This window comes from Paenibacillus herberti, assembly GCF_002233675.1.
In the GTDB taxonomy this organism is placed as follows: Bacteria; Bacillota; Bacilli; order Paenibacillales; family Paenibacillaceae; genus Paenibacillus_O; species Paenibacillus_O herberti.
In genome coordinates, this window is the sequence record NZ_NMUQ01000001.1 from 1,984,666 (window position 1) to 2,000,967 (window position 16,302).

The window sequence follows — 16,302 nt, forward strand, 5'->3', positions numbered from 1 at the left end:
ACTCCCTTTTTTTATTTGATTCCCGACATAACCACGCCTTCAACGAAGTATTTTTGCGCAGAGAAATATATAATGGCGATCGGCAGCAAGGCCAAGAACGAGCCTGCGGCCATCATCGGGAGATCTTGAGCGTTTTTGCCCATAATTAATTGCAATCCGACACTCATCATTTGCAGCTTTTCGGATTGAATGAAAATAAGCGGGGTGAAATAATCGGTCCAGGTGAAAACAAAGGAAAAGATAAAACCTGAGATGAGAATTGGCCCGGAGAGCGGCAGAACGACCCGACTGTAAATTGTCCAATAGTTCCCGCCATCAACATAGGTTGCTTCATCAAGTTCTCTAGGCAAAGTGAGAAAATATTGACGGAACAAAAAGATAAAGTATGGACTTGCCAGCAAGACTGGAATCGTTAGCGGCAGCCAAGTATCGTACCAGCCGATCTTGCTAAACAAGATGTACATGGGAATGAGTGTGACCTGGGACGGAATCATCAGTGTGGCGAGCACAATTACAAACAATGGTGCGCGCAAGCGGGACTTTGTCCTTGCAAACCCGAACGCGATGAGCGAGCTGGAAATAATCGTGCCAAGCCCGTTTATCGACGCTACGATAAAGGAATTCATAATCCAACGAGGCATTAGTGTCATCGTTTCGAACAAACGACTGAACGAGCCTAACGTAAACGGATCAGGCAGCAGCTCTGGAGGGAAAACATAGGTCTGTGCCTGAGTTTTGAGCATCGTAGAAATGAGCCATAAGAGAGGACCGATGAAAATAAGTAATCCTACAACTAGAAAAATATAAGAATAAGCTCGGGATAATAACTTTGTAGCGTGCATCAGGGTTTACCTCCCTTTTTCTCGTCACCTTCGTAGTAAACCCAGCGGTTGGAGGATTTCATCAGAACTACTGTAATGACCAGAATGATCAGGAACAGAACCCATGACTGCGCCATGGCGTAGCCGAAGTTCAGATCGCGGAAGGCAACCTGATACGTATTCATCATGTAGGTTTGCGAGGCATAGTCGGGACCGCCTCTGCTTAGCAGCATGGCTTCCGTAAACATCTGGAAGTAATAAATGACCTGCATAACGACAGTAAACAAGATAGAAGGCGTCAACATCGGCAGCGTAATCGCAAAAAAAGTACGAACTTTGCCGGAGCCGTCAATACGAGCCGCCTCATATAGCGAGGACGGAATGCCCTTTAGCCCGGCGAGAAATATGAGCACCGATCCGCCGGACATCCACATGCCAATCGTAATGATGACAGGTTTGATCAACGCCTCACTGTTCATCCAATCAACTCGACCGCCGCCAAGACCTTGGATTAGCGTATTTACAACACCATCGCCAGAACCAAACAAGATCATCCAAATGACAACGGTTGCAACAGGTGGAACGAGGTAAGGAAGGTAATACAGCGTACGGAAATATCGAATTCCAGGTAGTTCGATATTAAGGAGCAACGCCAGCAAAATTTGGAATGTAACGGTAATTGGCACACCTACAAACACGAAATACAACGTATTGCGCAAACTTTCCAAGTAAACTTCATCACTCCAAAGCCGGGTATAGTTGTCGAACCCGATCCAATCTGGAGCGGTGATGGCGTTGTAATCTGCAAAGCTGTACGTCAGACTTGCCGCCGCTGGACCGACGAAGAAACATAAAAAACCAATTACCCAAGGGGTTATGAATAATAGAAACGCTCCGTCTTCCTTCCACTTTTTGACCACTTATTTGCTCACTCCTTTGCTAACCGGAACTAGTTATTTGCGCAAATTATATCTATAATTTACGCAAAAACATTCCATTAGTCAATGAATTTGCTGAAATATTTCTTTCTCTCTTGTGGAAGGTTATAGGATATATGCCGTTCCCTTTCTGCATCCTTCTCATAACCTAGTATTAACAACTCCATGATGAGAGCACAAATGAAAGGAAGATTAGAATGGAACATCCCGAAAAAGAAATAAAAATTTCCGGCAACTGCCCCACCTCCAGTGTAGGCATCATTCTTGTCCTGTTTATTCTCCTTGTTATCATTCTTTCCGTCTTTATCCAACCTTCGGCGGCAACTGATGATCCGCAACCTGGCGCCCTTTCAACAGTAACCTTTACCATTAAAAACAACTCGAGTTATGCGTTCGAGCTGGTCTCCCAAACTAGGAGCGGCTGCGTAACGGCTGCTCCTTCTATCATCAATGCAAATGGCGGCTCAGCTTCCATTGGAGTAAAAAAATCATTTCCTAACATCTATCATTGTGAAACCTATTGGGCAATTTTGGATCAAACAGGGAATGCCGTAAGTGAAATTACAATTAGACTGGAGACAAATGGGAAACTTTTTGGCAGTAACACTTTTGACATCGTAAACTTCGACACTCCGCTCAGGTTCAGTATAAATGGCACCACAGTAACATTTACGAATAGTTAAGGAACAATGTGAAACAAGCCTTAGAAGGGATTCTGAAGGCTTGTTTTTCTTTGTATATTCAGTTTTGTATATCTCAGGGAATATTAATGGACAGGACCGTAATCGGCGACAACCAGTACATCTAGATGTCTGGCCCCGCGCAGCAAGGCGGGCACAAAAGCCCGCTGTTTCAATTTCAGCAGCCCCATACTACCAGGCTGACCTACAATAATTTGAGTCGCTTTTTTCTCCACGGCATAGGCGAGCAGCAGCGAAGCTGGCGTATCACTACCCGATGAGGGCAAAATCTGAAACGATCCTCCCAGCCGTTCGGCGAGCTGCCGAAGCTTATCTAACCTTGCTTCAGTTTCGGCATCCTTCTTCTGTCCTTTTTGCACAAACACGACGTACCAATCAGCCTTCAGCCGGTAAGCAATGCGAAAACCGCGACGAATGAGGCGCTCGGCGCTCGGTCCAGCCGTTACCGAAACAATGATGACCTCTTCCCGGCGCCAAGGCCCGCGCAGAGAGTCGCGTCTGTTCCAAGCCTCAAGACGCTCATCCACATCATCGGCAAGCTCCCGCAGCGCCAGCTCTCTGAGCGCAATGAGATTGCCAAGTTTAAAAAACCTGCCCAGCGCCTCCTCTACTTTATCCGCAGCATAAACCTTGCCTGCTTTCATACGCTCTTGCAGCGCTCGTGGAGCCACATCGATCAGCTGAACCTCGTCGGCCTGCCGCAAGATGCGGTCCGGCACGGTCTCTCTAACAACAACATCTGCGATTTGCGCAACGGCATCGTTCAGACTTTCCAGATGTTGAACATTCATCGTTGAGATGACGGAAATTCCGGCTTCCAGTAGAACGAGCACATCTTCATAACGCTTTTTTCGAACGTTTCCTGGAATATTCGTATGAGCCAGCTCGTCGACCAGCACAACCTCGGGTTTGCGCAGCAGAATAGCCTCAACGTCCATTTCCTCCAGTAACGCCCCGCGGTACCGGGTTTGCAGCCTTGGAATGGTTGAAAGCGATCCCACTTGAGCAAGCGTACCCGCTCGCCCATGCGTCTCCAGCAGGCCGATGACGACGTCGACTCCCTTTTTCAGCAGCTCATTGCCTTCCCGAAGCATCGTATAGGTTTTTCCTACTCCTGGTGCTGCTCCGATATAAATTTTGAAGCTGCCTCGGCGAATCTGACCAATCTCTTCCTTTATCTCAAAATCTGTCAACCGCCGATAGCGGTTTTTCGGCAGTCTGCTGGGGCTGCGCGCAGGCAGAATACGCTCTCCTTCCAGATCCGTGCGGTCCGCAACAAAAAGAAGATCGATATTACGCGTAATTTTCAGCAAACGATTAACGACAGAACCCTTCCACAGATCCTGCCACATGCTCTGCCGGGAATGACCGAGCACAACCCGTGTAACCTTATGCTGCACCGCATAACGCATAAGCCTGCCTGGTAGCTGCCTGCGAGAGCTGATCGGCAACTCTTCAAAAAAACCGCCGACTTTTTTGACAAGCAGGATGAGTGACTTGCGGAAAGTCTCGGCCTCGATAGGCAGTCTTTTGCCCGTTTGAATAAACGAAACGACTTTCAAATCTCCGCCCAGCCGCTTGGCTACCTGCTGCCCTCGCCGTACAAGAATGGACCCATTCCAATGGTATTGGACCGACACCAGAATCCGCTCCGCAATGCCGGATGAACCGACCAGCCCAAGCTCCTCGCGATGCCTCTCCAGCGTGCCATTTACTCCTTCAGCCACCATCCGCAAGGCCAGCTCCCTGAGCTTGGCCATGTTGCCGCGATGCACCCACTCCGGAGAGAGCGGCTGCAGCAACCCATCCGCCGCTCTTTCCAGCAGCGTATCCGGCGTCACGTCGATCAGCCTCACTTCATCGGCCAGCTCCAGAGTATGCGAAGGCACCGGATGAGGAACCGTAATGCCCATCCAGCTGTGAGCCATAGCAGCAGCGCCCTCCAGCTCGTAGATGTTGACCGTGGTGATAACGCTGATTCCGCGGCCCAGCAGCATCTCGATTTCTTCGAGCCGCGTCGGGAAACGCGCCCATTCTCGGTTGCGATGAGCCAGATCATCAACGAGCACAACCTCAGGATTACGCTTCAACAGCAGCTCCAGGTCAAGATCCATGCGAGTTGTCCCCTGGCTGCTCCATGGTATACCGGGTACCGTTTCCAAATCCCCGATCTGCGAGGCGGTTTCCGTTCTCTCCCAGCCGGTGAGAGCACCGATGACGGTGTCCAGCCCTTGCTGTTTGAGCTCATGTCCTTCTCGCAACATATGATACGTTTTGCCCGACCCGCTGAACGCCCCTACCAAAATATTCAACCTGCCCCGATGCAGTTTCATGATCGAAGCTAGAATTTCATCCGCTGACTTGCGCTTGAACGGCTCCATGCCGGTTCCTCCCAGCAACAGCGATGCCCCGCCTCATCACAAAAAGATGAGCGGGGACATCAACTTTTATTTCTGCGTCGCCTGCTGCAACGCTAGATTAAGCTTTAATACATTGACAGTCGGCTCTCCGAAAATGCCAAGCTGCCTGGAAGCAGTATGTTTACTGACCAAAGATTCTAGTTCGGAAACCGGCAATCCGGTCAATTTGCTAATGCGCGGAATTTGCGCCTGAGCTCCTTTTGGGCTGATATGGGGATCAAGGCCCGAGCCGGAGTTCGTAATCAGATCCATCGTCAAATTGCTGACAGGAACATCCGGATTCGCGGATTTCCAGTCTTGAACGGACTGATTAGCTCTGGTCAATAGATCTGGGTTGGATGGAGCATAGTTCGGCGTGCCGGAACCGTTCGCAGTGTAACTGATGCTCGACAGCCTGCCGTGGAACCACTTTGGATCCGTGAAGTTTTGGCCGATTAACTCCGAGCCGATCAGTTGGCCTTCTTTGTTGTACATCAGGCTTCCGTCCGCCTTTTTGGGCAGCAGCGCTTGAGCAATGCCTGTTACAGCCATATTGTAGAGCAGGCCGGTAAGCACCATCAGCACCAGGCTGAGTCGCAAACTTATCGTTAAAATATTCATTCTATTGACTTCCTTCCTTGCAAGACGGATGTTATACCCATATCTGCACCATAAGATCAATCAGCTTAATTCCGGCAAAAGGAATAATGACGCCGCCCAATCCATAAACGAGCAAGTTGCGCTGCAGCAGCTTCGCGGAGCTCGTCGGTTTGTAGGCGATTCCTTTCATAGCGAGTGGAATAAGCAGCGGAATAATAATCGCGTTGAAAATAAGTGCAGACAAGATGGCCGACATCGGCGAATCAAGTCTCATTACGTTCAGTGCCTCCATCTGCGGAATGGCAGCCATGAACATCGCCGGAATGATCGCAAAATACTTGGCCACATCATTGGAAATGCTGAACGTCGTGAGCGCGCCGCGCGTCATCAAAAGCTGCTTGCCAATCGCGACTACCTCAATGATTTTGGAGGGATCGGAATCCAGATCGACCATATTCGCTGCTTCCTTCGCCGCCGTCGTGCCGCTGTTCATCGCGATACCAACATCGGCTTGGGCAAGTGCCGGTGCATCATTCGTGCCGTCGCCGGTCATCGCGACCAGCTTGCCAGCGGCTTGTTCCCGCTTGATAACGGCAATTTTGTCCTCCGGTTTGCTTTCCGCGATGAAATCATCCACTCCAGCTTCTCTCGCAATCGTCTGGGCGGTAAGCGGATTGTCCCCGGTACACATGATCGTTTTAATGCCCATTTGCCTCATCTGCTCAAACCGTTCCTTCATGCCGGGCTTAACGGTGTCCTTCAAGTAAATAATGCCGAGCAGCCGCTCATCCACGGCCACAGCAAGCGGCGTTCCGCCCGCTGAAGCTACTTTGTCGCTTTTAACATCAAGGTCATTTGGAATGGCTCCACCCTGCTCAACCACCCATTTTTTTATCGCGTCCACAGAGCCTTTGCGCACCTTGCGTCCGTCGGTCAGATTGATGCCGCTCATCCGCGTCTCTGCCCGGAATTCGATCCATTCTCCATCCGCCGCAAGCGACTGATTGTCGCGCAAGCCCATCTTTTTAGCCAGCTCAAGCACGGAGCGACCTTCTGGCGTTTCGTCCTTCAGCGAGCTGACAACAGCCCATTCGGCCACTGCCGAGTCATTCGTTCCGCCAACCGAGATGAATTCGCTGGCCATCCGGTTGCCGTATGTGATTGTTCCTGTTTTATCCAAAATAATCGTGTTAATGTCACCCGCAGCTTCAACCGCCTTGCCCGACATGGCAATGACGTTGAACTGAGTTACGCGATCCATTCCGGCGATGCCGATGGCGGACAGCAAACCGCCGATTGTCGTTGGAATCAAGCAGACGAGCAGCGCGATAAGCACTGGAACTTCCAGCGTGACATCAAGATAATTACCGAAGAAAGGAAGCGTCACGACTACAATTAGGAAAATAATCGTTAAACATGTCAGCACCGTATTAAGTGCGATTTCATTCGGCGTCTTCTGCCGCTTCGCGCCCTCAACAAGCGAAATCATACGATCCAGGAAAGACTCTCCGGGATCGCTTGTAATCCGCACCTTGATCCAGTCGCTGAGCACCTTAGTGCCTCCAGTTACCGAGCTGAAGTCGCCTCCGGCTTCTTTGATAACAGGTGCAGATTCACCGGTAATGGCGGATTCGTCAACGGAAGCAAGACCTTCCACAACTTCGCCATCACCGGGAACCCATTGCCCAGCTTCGATCTGAACAATATCTCCCCTGCGCAGCTCACTTGAAGGAACCTCGCGCAGCGTGCCTCCTGATTCCTTATAAGCAACGATATCTTTTTTGGAGTGCTTGAGCGAATCGGCTTGCGCTTTTCCCCGTCCCTCCGCCAATGCTTCGGCAAAGTTGGCGAACAATAACGTAATTAAGAGAATAATAGCTACCGTAATATTGAACCATGCCGGTGTATTTCCACCGAAGGCATTCGGGGCAAACGACAGGAACAAAGTAATGACAAAACCGATCTCCACCACAAACATGATGGGATTGCGGAACATAACTCGTGGGTCAAGCTTCAATACGGATTCCTTCAGCGCTTGCCGGATGATATCTCCGTTAAGCGCCTTTTTTCGATGGCTCATCGTTCTTGTCTCCTCTTCTATGCCTTTGCCATTACGGCTTCAGGGTCAATTGCTCTGCGATCGGTCCCAGCACCAGGCTTGGGAAAAACGTGAGCGCTCCTACGATGAGCACTGTGCCCAGGAATACAACGCCGAAAAGTGCGCTATCCGTGCGGAATGTTCCGATCGTTTCCGGTACCGCTTTTTTGGCAGCTAACGAACCGCCTACAGCTAACAGCGTAATCACGGAAAGATAGCGGCCGAAGTACATCACAAGGCCGGTGCTAATGTTCCAGAACGGAGTATTGTCCCCGAGTCCTTCAAATCCGGAGCCATTGTTCGCAGCCGATGATGTGAATTCATACATCACCTGAGTCAAGCCGTGGAAGCCGGGATTCGAAATCGTTTCTGGATAAGCAAATACGGCGATGGCGGAAGGAACCAGAATAAGAATGGGATGAATGAGCAGCGTTAAAGCGATAAGCATCATTTCCTTGCCTTCCAGCTTTTTGCCCAGGAATTCCGGCGTGCGGCCGACCATCAGGCCCGACAAGAAAACGGCGACTAACGCATAAAGTAGTACGTTCATGAACCCAGCACCGACACCGCCAAATACGGTGTTGAGCATCATGTTCACCAGCGGCACCATGCCGCCAATCGGTGTAAGCGAGTCATGCATACCATTAACAGCGCCCGTTTCTGAAGCGGTTGTTACCACCGAATACAGCGCGGTTTGCGTGACGCCGAAGCGCGTTTCCTTGCCTTCCATACTGCCCTGTTGCTGATCAACGCCAAGCGCATTGAGAGCAGGATTCCCCGCATTTTCGGCGGTAAGCGATGTTCCAAGCATGACTATGAACAGCATGGCCATCGATACGAATAATACGCGGCCTTGTTTTGGATTGCCGACCATTTTCCCATAAACAAAAGGCAGCGAGGTCGTGACCAGCAGCATCAAAATCATCTGCAACAAGTTGCTGATTGCCCCTGGATTCTCGAATGGATGCGCGGAGTTCACGCCCATGAATCCACCACCATTGTTGCCAAGCTCCTTGATCGCTAGGAATGAAGCCATCGGCCCCCTCGCGATGGACTGCTCCTCGCCTTGCAGCGTCTGAGCAACCGTCGTTGATTCCAGCGTCTGCGGCACGCCAAGCGCCACGAAGATGAGCGCCGACACAATGGCTATTGGCAGGAAAATTCGAGTGATGGAGCGAGTCAGATCGACAAAAAAGTTACCCATCGGCTTGCCGGAGAGCGCCCGCATGAACGCCATGACGACACCAAGCAAGGTGGCCGGGGAAGCAAACATCATGAACACAATCGCAATCATTTGCGAAAGATAGGACAATCCACTTTCCCCGCTGTAATGCTGCAAATTCGTGTTGGCCATGAAGCTAACCGCAGTATTGAATGCTAATCGCGGCTCCATATTGGCGATACCGCTCGGATTGAGCGGAAGATAAGCTTGCGTCCGGAACACCGTGTAGACGAGCAACATCATTAACCCGTTACTAATCACGACGGCGGCTGCGTACGTTTTCCAGGTTTGATTTTCCGGTCGAATGCCGCTCAGACGGTAGATTACTCTTTCAATAGGTCCAAAAAATCTATCGAGCTTTGTTCCTTCGGCGCTGAACGCGCTATACACATACATACCTGTCGGCCTTGCCAACAGCACAACAAGCAGCAAAGTAATTCCGATTGAAATCCATGCGATCATGAATGAGAGCTCCTTCTATACGTCAGAATTTTTCGGGGTGAAGCAGCACGTATGTCAGATAAACGAACACAGCAGCAATAATAACGCCAAGGGTCCACATCATTTCTTTTCCCTTCCTTCCACTACCTGCTTGTCGACCCAGTGCAACAATCCAATCAGGCCAACACTTAATACGACCACAAGTCCAATCATCCATACATCCATCATTGAAGCTCTACCCCTTCCAACTGAGCAAGCCGTTAATTGGCCTCGTCCAGGATCAAATAAGAGACGTCGCCGCCGTTCGTGTGAATGACATAATCAGCTCCGACGCCTCGGAAAATCAGCCTTGAATGCTGAGCTTGAGTAATTACGTAAATACTTCTTCCTGTCCAGGAACGGCATAACTGAAGATAGCGGCAACATAAGGCCAAGCTGCTTTCGAACAGAAAAACTTTGCCAACTGGAAATTCGGGAAAAACCGAGTTTTGCTTTTCTGAGGTATTTACTTGAACGATATGTTCGATGCCAAGCTGCAACATGCTCTCTCGCTCTCGATCATTGTTGACCAGAGCGGCACAAGGGAGCTTACGCAGGTTAAGCATGACAAGAAACTTCACACCAGCTGCGGTCGCTGGGGATACTAGAATACGTTCTTCATTTCGTTCTTCAGAATGATACATGCATGATCTCCTCCACCTTTTGCGGGCAACAAAAAGAAGCTGTACGAAAAGAAGAGGTCCTTTCGCCAGCTTCATAGGCACAGGAAAACAAGCTGTGTCTAAAGCGACAATTGTTGCCTCTCTTACAGGACGCTTACGAGGTTAGCTGTCGGATTCGGGCGGAAGAGTCGCCCTACGAGCCCCGCTCATCGCGGCTGCGGCTCGATTCACCCCTGAAGCGGAATTCGAAATTCCTCTTCGATGGTTCCCCCGTTCCCAGGATAACGATCTACTGTGGTAGATGTTTCCTGGCATTCAGCGGCTGGTTGCCTGAATCGCAATTCAGACGTTATTAATAAGCCAAAAACCACAGAGGCAGAGGCCCCTGTGGTCGCAAGCGATCACAAGCGTCATCATCCTCTCTCTCTATCTAGGTCAGGTCTTGTTTCCAAAACCCGGCCTACCTACGCTTACGAAGTTAGCTGTCGGATTCGGGCGGTGAGAGTCGCCCTACTAGCAGAAATGGATGTCCATGGCTCCGTTTCTGCTAGATTCACCCCGTATGGCAGAGCTCCGACTCTCACATCGGATTCTAGCCATCTTGTGGTTCCCCCGTTTTCCGTTTGGAAATTTAGCGTTGTAAAATGCTGGTCAACTAACTTGAGACGAATCTTACGCCCGCAAGCTTGCGATTGTAAAGGTCGGCATACGTTCAAATTCAATCCTGCAAGCCCGCTGCACCTAAAAAAGGCGGATCAAACTCGATTTTACTCTCCCATTCTCTCGTATTCTCTTATTATCATGGGATCATCGTAATCACGAGCTATAGAAAGGGATCTCATTCCCTAGTCTCAAACAACATTATTGTATCCGCTACCATACCCGGAATTTGCTTATATATGGCCGTTTTTCCATTGATGGTTCGTTTTACTTCCTTCACAAGTGGCTCGTATGATGATGGCGTGAATGTTGCATTTAAAAAAATATTTCATGTACATGACTGGTTTCCCGAATCAGAGAGGAGGAGTTCAATTTATGACGACCAAGGAAAAAATTATGGTCTGTGTCTATTATGGACCGAATGGCGAACGGCTGATTCGGCGCGGCGTTGAACTGGCTGCAAGGCTGAACTGCCCCCTGCATGTGCTGAGTGTCATCCCGGTCAGCATGGAGGAGCTCAGTCAGAAACAGGAAGCCTATTTGAACCTCTGGCGGATTCGCTGCGCGGAATCAGGCGCTTTATTTTTCGTCGAGCATGCTAGCTCGCGCCCTGCTGTTGCTGTCATCGCAGAGATCGCTCGAAAGCGGCAGATTACCGGGATCATCGTGGGACAATCTGCGCAATCCCGCTGGCAAGAGCTTATTCGCGGTTCTTTCACCAATGAGCTGCTGCGCCGGGTAGGCAAGATCGACCTGCATATCGTTGCGGTTCAGCGTATGGATGACGAGCTGGAAGAGACGCATGAGCGAGGAATTCATGTGACGGTTAGGCGGGCGGGAGCGGAATATGAGCTTAGCCATTCACTCCCGGACAGTGGAACGGTAGCGATGGGCGTCTTTTTCAAAAACCTGAATACGGAGTTCGACAGCGGACTGCTCAAGCTCAAAAACGGCGCTGGTTTTGCTTATTTCAAGATCCGCAAAGGGGTTGTCGCTGACGCTGCCTTCCCACCGTTTTTGGAAAAACCGAAAAAGGTATAACCTCTAATTTTTACGACATTTTTATTTGTTCTTTACACCGATGGGAGTTACGATTGGGTTAGCCGAAAAACAATATACCAAGATCAAATAGAGAGATACATGTCCATGTCATCCCATCCTTCTTCTTCATACTCTATATAAGAATAGGAGTAGAATTGGAGCCGTTCATATCCAGCTGAAACCGAAGTTGTGTACAGAAGTTCTCAATCCGAACAACAATAACGCCGAAATAGGCCGCATTCAATTTACACTTCGTGCAGAACGTATCAATCTTAACGTGCGTTATGCTGTCTTGAATATATCCTCCACTGCGCCGATTCAGTGGAATAGCTCAAGCAACACCCTCACCGTTTTTAATTCGTAGAGCGTCCTGTCGCTCCTCATAGAAACAACGAAGGTCTGGCAAGAGTTCATCTCCTGCCAGACCTTTGTTATTCAGGCTTATCAATAAAGCTTATGTCTCAGTTTTCCTTAATTCTCAATTGATCCAGATTGGCCCCGCTAGAGCCGTCCGTGACGAGACGGATCTTATGCGTACCTTTGGACAAGTCCGCTGTAAAAGTCACCTCCGACCAATTCTGGTTCCAGTGGCCGGTGCCAGGGAAAGCAAGCGAGCCGCTGACTTCCTTGCCGTCGATAAGCAGCTTCATCGGCCGACTCGTGCTTCCGTTGGCATAACGGAAACGAAGCGTGTAATTGGACTCGGGAAATTCGGCCGTCCATTCCACATACCCTTCTCCGCCGGAGAAATTGATAAATCCGGTGCCGTTCCAGCCAGTGCCTGCCGAACCGATTGTTCCAACGGATCGAGCTGCGGTTTCCGCTTGAAGCGACATGTCAAAAAGCTGAGGCGTCGGCGGAACCGTAACTTCCGTAGCCGTAATGCTATCCAAATTTACATAGTAGCTGCCGACCGTCTCCAGCTTGATTGTATGTGCTCCGGCAGTTAGCGGTACAGTCACCTGTGTTTTGCCCCAAGCTGTGTTCCAGTTGCCTGTCGAAGGAAAGCTGATGTCTGGAGTTACAGCAACTCCATCAATGGTCAGCTTCATGGTAGTTGAGCCGCTGCTGCCATAAGCATAGGCGGTATCAATCAAGTAGTCGCCAGCTGATGGAATCGTTGTGTTCCATTCCACATAACCAGGCGCATTGTTAAAATTGACAAAACCACTGCCCGTCCAGCCGGAACCAAGATTTTTGACGCTGGCACCCGTACTAAACGTTCCATTCTCCGCCTGCAGCACAACCTGTTGCGGCGTTGGAGCAGCAGGCGGCTGAGGCAAGCCAAGCACCTCAAGCTGATCGATGAGGGCGGTGCTGTTTCCGACAGACGCCAGCCGAATTTTGTTCAAGCCCGCTTTCAAATACTGCGTCGTCGTTACGACTCCCCAAGGAGAATCGCCCGCTCCAGCCGTGCCGGTCTCCATAAAGGACATCTTGGCGGCAACAACGCTGCCGTTAACGGATATATCCGCTTTACGGTCGACGCCAGTGTTCTTGTAGCGGAATTGCAGCGGATAACGGCCCGATTGGGTTACCGGAACCGTCCATTCTACATATCCCTGCGTACCTTTCATGTCGACATACCCAGTGCCCGTAAAACCCGTTTCCGTAGTTGCGATAACAGTACCTGCCGAACGGGATGCTTGCTCAGCCTGGAATACGACAGAGGCGGAGAATGCTGCCGCTTTTGGCGCTCCGGCAGCCGGTCTAGGAACGATCGTGTCGTTCATTGCAACCGAATTAAGCTGAATCTCATTGGAGGTCAATTCATATTGCCCATCCATTATTTTGACACGGTCGATATTGATGCCTGATCCGGTAGGAGCCGGCTCTTTTCCGGCGAGTTGAGCAGTACTGGTATGCATTTGGCCCTTGTAACTGATTTTAATCGTGTGTGTGCCATAGGCCATTTCCGGACTTGTGTAAACCAATTGGCTTGGCACTTCACCATAGGCGCTGTAATAATCAATGTTTCCCTTCGCCTGGCCGTCAATCTCAACCGAAGCGATACCCATATTTATTGCTCTTGTGCCGTATACGCGGATTTGCGTCCCTGTGAACGTCATTTCAGCGTAGGTGTCCCCTGCAACACCACCTGTAACCACGCGCTCATCGCCGTTGAAACGGCCCGTCTTGCCACTTTGCACCGTCCAGCCCGGACCTGCGAATTTGAACTGATTCGTACCTGTGCCATATACGCTATCGTTGACCGTTGCGCCAAGATCAGCTTCAACTTTGACTTTAACCGTGCCTGTCTGGCGCAGCTTGGACTGGATATAAAAACCGGTCAAGCCGTCCGTCATTTGCAGCGTATCGCTTCTGCTTGGCGTCGTAAAGATCGCTGCTCCCGGACCCGACAGCTCCTTGATTCTCACATTGGCATCGCCGTAATACGCACGCTGTCCGTTCGCGTCGAGCAGCTCGGGAATGAGCCAAGCCACATCGGAGCCATCGGCAATAAGCTCATTGCCGGTAGTGCCATTCAGCTTCAATGAAGCGGCTCCGTCATACGTGGAAGCGAACCTCTTGTACGTTTTGAGCAGATTATCGTTTGCATCATAAGACCTGGCTTCGAGTACCGAACCTGGCGACCATACTAAATCTTGATTCACTGTAAACTTAAACATTCCCTGTTTCGAGCTTGTAACATAGTTAGGAACCGTTTTGCCGAGTGATGCTCCATTATGAAACAGTTCTACTTTTGCCGCATTGCTGATGACGTAGAATTCCTTCTTATTGGAGTCCGACTTCCACTCGCTCGCGATGTGCAGCACATCGCCAACTACGGATGGAGCCATCTGCGATTGATAAAAATAACCGAGCCAGTATTTATTGAGCGAATCCCTGTATGGTCCGGTAACGCCTGCGGCCCGGTAGTTATTCACGCTTTTGCCAAACTGATCGTATACCAACGGTGTAATATATCCGAACGACTCCCAGTGCAGCAGGCCGGCTATTTGCGGCGAGCTGTAAAACGTCTGGAATTTGGTCGCATCGTCAAGCAATTGCTTCAGCTTGCGGCCTTCCGAATCGCCTGGCACGACAAAAGAGGAGCCAAGCGAGTTGTTGTACTCACCGATCCAGTGCGGGAATTTACCCGTGTTGAACCCGGCACTCGGCGGGGAATAATTATGCGAAGAATATACGTCGGCAACTTGCTCATAATCCCCGTGAACCATTTCCTGCACGGTCGGACGGGACGGATCGATGCTTTTGACCAAGGTATTTAATTGCGTATGCCAAGGGCCGATGGTAAGCGTTTCATTCGGCACTACACTCCACATGAAAATACTGGCGTGGTTGCGGTCGCGATACACCATCGAGCTAAGCGATTGCTCAAACAACGGCTTTTGCACGTCGTTTAACGTATTCATGCCAAAGGCTTCTTCTTCAACAAGCAAACCGATTTTATCCGCCTCATCTAAAAATTCCGGATCGGTCGTGTAGTGAGAGGTACGGACAACGTTCGCTCCAAGCTCGTATTTGAGCATCCGTGCATCCTTGCGTTGAAGCCGATTCGGACCGGAGTTGCCGAGATACGGCTGTTGATTATGCTTGTTGTAGCCGATCAGCTTTGTTTCCACACCGTTTAGGAAAAACTTACTCGTCTTGCTTGTGCTGTCCCCTGTAATCGCAACCCATTTCAAGCCGATATTGGTCGACAATTCATCGACGTAAGCAGAGCCGATCCGAGTTTGCACCTTCATTTTATAGAGATACGGATCGTCGATGGTCCATAGCCGCGGGTTGGCGACTTGCTGAACAAAATCAAACTTCGTCTCGGCGCGCGCGCCTACCGTTACCGTTTGTTCGGAAACAGCAACAACTTCGCCGCTTGCATCCACAAGAGAAGCTTTAACGACCGCGTCACGGCTGGACGGATTTTCATTGCGGATGTTAACCGAGCCGGTCACATTCACACCGCCGCTGTTTGGAGTTGTCACATAATAAGGCTGTGTGGCATACACCGGATCGGTCATTTGCAGCTTGACGTCGCCGTGAATGCCGCCGAAAGAATAAAAATCTCCTGAATAAGGCATTGTTCCTTCATGGGACTGATTATCCACCTGCACCGCAATTACGTTGTCGTAGTTGCCGAACTGCACATAATCCGTAATATCAACGGTGAACGAAGTATGAATGCCTCTGCCTTCGCCCGCAAGCTTGCCATTAACGTATACTTTGTTGATCTGTCCCGCTCCTTGGAACTCAACGGACACACGACGGCCCGCATATGTATCGGCAAGCGAGAAATGTCTCCGGTACCAGTTGACCGTCTGCCATTCCGAAGGCGTAACATCAAACAATTCCAGTTCGGAATTAGAATGCGGCAAATTGACTTGAGCCGCCGCGCTCTCATCTAAATCAGTCGATTGGCCGTTCGGCACGTTGCTATTGAAAAATAGCCAATCCGTATTAAAGTTCAACTCCACTCGATTGTTATTCTCGTTTTGATACGGCGCCGCTTCTACTTTTGGAGCCATTACAGGCATTAAAAGCGATGCAAGCAATGCAATAACAAGTATTCTCCCCATCCATTTCTTCATTTTTCAGTCCCCCTCATCTCAGTCCATTCATTCACGTTAAATCGCTCCTCCTCTGGATTTGAAAATGATAACGCCTTCATTCTGTCAAAAATATCGGCCTGATCCTATATTCAATATCTGACATTTATCCAATTAATCTAACTTTGAGAATGCGCTCCTACTTATGATT

11 protein-coding genes and 2 riboswitches are annotated in these 16,302 nt (G+C 50.0%); of the genes, 2 read left to right on the plus strand and 9 right to left on the minus strand.

The features are described 5' to 3' along the window. Nucleotides 1-11: 11 nt before the first annotated feature. Nucleotides 12-842 (minus strand): carbohydrate ABC transporter permease, encoded by an 831-nt coding sequence (locus CGZ75_RS09160; protein WP_089523887.1) that lies wholly within the window; start codon nt 840-842, stop codon nt 12-14. Next, nucleotides 842-1,741: a carbohydrate ABC transporter permease gene (locus CGZ75_RS09165; RefSeq protein ID WP_089523888.1), complete on the minus strand. Its 900-nt coding sequence runs from the start codon at nt 1,739-1,741 to the stop codon at nt 842-844. Before CGZ75_RS09165 ends, CGZ75_RS09160 begins: the two co-directional genes overlap by 1 nt. A 215-nt stretch (nt 1,742-1,956) precedes the next feature. On the opposite strand from CGZ75_RS09165, the gene CGZ75_RS09170 reads away from it, so the two are divergent. Continuing rightward, a complete protein-coding gene (locus tag CGZ75_RS09170; RefSeq protein WP_089523889.1) occupies nt 1,957-2,442 on the plus strand; it encodes a hypothetical protein in 486 nt (161 codons plus the stop codon). An 83-nt stretch (nt 2,443-2,525) separates the two neighbouring features. On the opposite strand, the gene CGZ75_RS09175 is transcribed toward CGZ75_RS09170, so the two are convergent. The 6 genes from CGZ75_RS09175 to CGZ75_RS09200 all read right to left on the minus strand — a co-directional run bounded on the left by CGZ75_RS09175 (nt 2,526) and on the right by CGZ75_RS09200 (nt 9,903). Beyond that, a complete protein-coding gene (locus CGZ75_RS09175) occupies nt 2,526-4,841 on the minus strand; it encodes a histidine kinase (RefSeq protein WP_089523890.1) in 2,316 nt (771 codons plus the stop codon). Nucleotides 4,842-4,907: 66 nt separating this feature from the next. Next, a complete protein-coding gene (gene kdpC, locus CGZ75_RS09180; protein ID WP_089523891.1) occupies nt 4,908-5,480 on the minus strand; it encodes a potassium-transporting ATPase subunit KdpC in 573 nt (190 codons plus the stop codon). A gap of 31 nt (nt 5,481-5,511) precedes the next feature. Continuing rightward, a complete protein-coding gene (gene kdpB / locus CGZ75_RS09185) occupies nt 5,512-7,539 on the minus strand; it encodes a potassium-transporting ATPase subunit KdpB (protein WP_089523892.1) in 2,028 nt (675 codons plus the stop codon). Nucleotides 7,540-7,570: 31 nt separating this feature from the next. Beyond that, nucleotides 7,571-9,238 carry a potassium-transporting ATPase subunit KdpA gene (gene kdpA / locus CGZ75_RS09190; protein WP_141136744.1) on the minus strand — a complete coding sequence of 556 codons (1,668 nt, stop codon included), beginning with the start codon at nt 9,236-9,238 and terminating at the stop codon, nt 7,571-7,573. 25 nt (nt 9,239-9,263) lie between these two features. Beyond that, nucleotides 9,264-9,344, minus strand: coding sequence for a K(+)-transporting ATPase subunit F (kdpF, locus tag CGZ75_RS26455; RefSeq protein ID WP_141136745.1), 81 nt, complete (start codon nt 9,342-9,344; stop codon nt 9,264-9,266). A gap of 136 nt (nt 9,345-9,480) precedes the next feature. Next, nucleotides 9,481-9,903: a hypothetical protein gene (locus CGZ75_RS09200; protein ID WP_089523895.1), complete on the minus strand. Its 423-nt coding sequence runs from the start codon at nt 9,901-9,903 to the stop codon at nt 9,481-9,483. Between the two features lie 114 nt (nt 9,904-10,017). Next, nucleotides 10,018-10,179, minus strand: a riboswitch (cyclic di-AMP (ydaO/yuaA leader). 155 nt (nt 10,180-10,334) lie between these two features. Next, nucleotides 10,335-10,529, minus strand: a riboswitch (cyclic di-AMP (ydaO/yuaA leader). A 388-nt stretch (nt 10,530-10,917) separates the two neighbouring features. Here CGZ75_RS09200 and CGZ75_RS09205 point away from each other — a divergent pair. Next, nucleotides 10,918-11,583 (plus strand): universal stress protein, encoded by a 666-nt coding sequence (locus tag CGZ75_RS09205; RefSeq protein WP_089523896.1) that lies wholly within the window; start codon nt 10,918-10,920, stop codon nt 11,581-11,583. Between the two features lie 461 nt (nt 11,584-12,044). Here the strand turns inward: CGZ75_RS09205 and CGZ75_RS09210 are convergent, their stop codons facing one another. Beyond that, entirely contained in the window at nt 12,045-16,133 is a 4,089-nt protein-coding gene (locus CGZ75_RS09210; protein WP_089523897.1) for a carbohydrate-binding protein, read from the minus strand. Nucleotides 16,134-16,302 lie beyond the last annotated feature (169 nt).

Excerpts from the sequence above, each read along its gene's own strand:
- CGZ75_RS09160 (WP_089523887.1), bottom strand. The coding sequence starts at position 842 with ATGCACGCTACAAAGTTATTATCCCGAGCTTATTCTTATATTTTTCTA.
- CGZ75_RS09170 (WP_089523889.1), top strand. The coding sequence starts at position 1,957 with ATGGAACATCCCGAAAAAGAAATAAAAATTTCCGGCAACTGCCCCACC.
- CGZ75_RS09175 (WP_089523890.1), bottom strand. The coding sequence starts at position 4,841 with ATGGAGCCGTTCAAGCGCAAGTCAGCGGATGAAATTCTAGCTTCGATC.
- kdpC (WP_089523891.1), bottom strand. The coding sequence starts at position 5,480 with ATGAATATTTTAACGATAAGTTTGCGACTCAGCCTGGTGCTGATGGTG.
- kdpB (WP_089523892.1), bottom strand. The coding sequence starts at position 7,539 with ATGAGCCATCGAAAAAAGGCGCTTAACGGAGATATCATCCGGCAAGCG.
- kdpF (WP_141136745.1), bottom strand. The coding sequence starts at position 9,344 with ATGATGTGGACCCTTGGCGTTATTATTGCTGCTGTGTTCGTTTATCTG.
- CGZ75_RS09200 (WP_089523895.1), bottom strand. The coding sequence starts at position 9,903 with ATGTATCATTCTGAAGAACGAAATGAAGAACGTATTCTAGTATCCCCA.
- CGZ75_RS09205 (WP_089523896.1), top strand. The coding sequence starts at position 10,918 with ATGACGACCAAGGAAAAAATTATGGTCTGTGTCTATTATGGACCGAAT.
- CGZ75_RS09210 (WP_089523897.1), bottom strand. The coding sequence starts at position 16,133 with ATGAAGAAATGGATGGGGAGAATACTTGTTATTGCATTGCTTGCATCG.